This is a genomic window from Janthinobacterium sp. OK676, from assembly GCF_900103595.1.
Taxonomy (GTDB): domain Bacteria; phylum Pseudomonadota; class Gammaproteobacteria; order Burkholderiales; family Burkholderiaceae_D; genus Janthinobacterium.
The window spans coordinates 1-1393 of record NZ_FNHA01000031.1; the positions used below are offsets into that span (position 1 = coordinate 1).

Below are 1393 nucleotides of genomic sequence, written 5' to 3' on the forward strand. Positions count from 1 at the left end.
CAACGTTGTACCGTCTTATCCTCTGTACCTGCTAAGGTTATAGGGACAAGCCGTACGGGCAATTAGTACTGGTTAGCTTAATGCATTACTGCACTTCCACACCCAGCCTATCAACGTCCTGGTCTCGAACGACCCTTCAAAGAGCTCAAGGCTCTGGGAAATCTCATCTCAAGGCAAGTTTCCCGCTTAGATGCTTTCAGCGGTTATCTCTTCCGAACTTAGCTACCCGGCAATGCCACTGGCGTGACAACCGGTACACCAGAGGTTCGTCCACTCCGGTCCTCTCGTACTAGGAGCAGCCCCCTTCAAATTTCCAACGCCCACGGCAGATAGGGACCAAACTGTCTCACGACGTTTTAAACCCAGCTCACGTACCACTTTAAATGGCGAACAGCCATACCCTTGGGACCGGCTACAGCCCCAGGATGTGATGAGCCGACATCGAGGTGCCAAACTCCCCCGTCGATATGAACTCTTGGGAGGAATCAGCCTGTTATCCCCAGAGTACCTTTTATCCGTTGAGCGATGGCCCTTCCATACAGAACCACCGGATCACTATGTCCTACTTTCGTACCTGCTCGACTTGTCAGTCTCGCAGTTAAGCACGCTTATGCCATTGCACTATCAACACGATGTCCGACCGTATCTAGCGTACCTTCGAACTCCTCCGTTACACTTTAGGAGGAGACCGCCCCAGTCAAACTGCCTACCATGCACTGTCCCCGATCCGGATAACGGACCAAGGTTAGAACCTCAAACAAACCAGGGTGGTATTTCAAGGTTGGCTCCACGAGAACTAGCGTCCCCGCTTCAAAGCCTCCCACCTATCCTACACAGATTGGTTCAAAGTCCAATGCAAAGCTACAGTAAAGGTTCATGGGGTCTTTCCGTCTAGCCGCGGGTAGATTGCATCATCACAAACATTTCAACTTCGCTGAGTCTCGGGAGGAGACAGTGTGGCCATCGTTACGCCATTCGTGCAGGTCGGAACTTACCCGACAAGGAATTTCGCTACCTTAGGACCGTTATAGTTACGGCCGCCGTTTACTGGGACTTCAATCAAGAGCTTGCACCCCATCATTTAATCTTCCAGCACCGGGCAGGCGTCACACCCTATACGTCCACTTTCGTGTTTGCAGAGTGCTGTGTTTTTATTAAACAGTCGCAGCCACCAGTTTATTGCAACCCTTTCACCCTCATGGAGTAAACCAATCAAGCTACCGGGGCGTACCTTTTCCCGAAGTTACGGTACCAATTTGCCGAGTTCCTTCTCCCGAGTTCTCTCAAGCGCCTTAGAATACTCATCTCGCCCACCTGTGTCGGTTTGCGGTACGGTCTCGTATGACTGAAGCTTAGAGGCTTTTCTTGGAACCACTTCCGATTGCTTCGTGAA

General features: G+C 51.3%; 1 rRNA gene. It reads right to left on the reverse strand.

The features are described from left to right. Positions 1 to 41 precede the first annotated feature (41 nt). A 23S ribosomal RNA gene (locus BLU39_RS28025) occupies positions 42 to 1393 on the reverse strand; the annotation flags it as partial.